Below are 579 nucleotides of genomic sequence, written 5' to 3'. Positions count from 1 at the left end.
CCAAAACTTAATCGCGAGAGCATGATTGCTGCAGTTCGCGCGCATCCCGAAAAGTTTGTCGAATTGATGCTCCAACGGGAGTTGCTTGAGGCAGCAGCGCATGACTCAGAACAGACTTTTGTGACAGGCGGATTCGGGCCCGGCGTCTATCTGGGAAGCCTGCCGAAAGCGGATGCACGCAGACTATATCTCGCAGAAGCGAAGTTTAGGATTCGTTCAAACTATCAGCAGATTGTTTGTGATTTCATTGCAAAGGCTTTTACGCGAAAGAAAGCTTCAAAGGGCAACACCTCCGCCGAAACACTCGTTGCCGAAGCCGGAAATGGCTTTCTCTTTGGTGTTACACGCATTGTCCCGTCTCAGTTTTTTGAAGAAGATGCCCGGAAATACCCAATGACGGGCATAAGTCTGGACTCGGGGAAATTCCGTCAGACGCGACTGTACTACCTGAACATCCTGACGGAGTTTGCGCTGAGCCTCTTTGACCGGGCATCCGTCCGTGCGAGCGCGGAGACGTTTGTCGCTACCCATTGCGTCGACGACGGATATATTCCGCTCGAGCCACTTGCGGAGTTGAAG

Annotated in this window: 1 protein-coding gene; it reads left to right on the top strand. The window is 52.3% G+C overall.

Annotated features, from left to right (window positions below; translation table 11 throughout):
* Positions 1–579 (top strand): hypothetical protein (locus tag J5M56_RS23900; protein WP_207937930.1); only part of this gene is annotated, 579 nt, incomplete at both ends.

Source organism: Pseudomonas sp. 51_B (assembly GCF_017491595.1).
GTDB lineage: Bacteria > Pseudomonadota > Gammaproteobacteria > Pseudomonadales > Pseudomonadaceae > Aquipseudomonas > Aquipseudomonas promysalinigenes.
The sequence above is the reverse complement of the archived record's forward strand: the minus strand, read 5'-3'. Positions and strand labels throughout refer to the sequence as shown.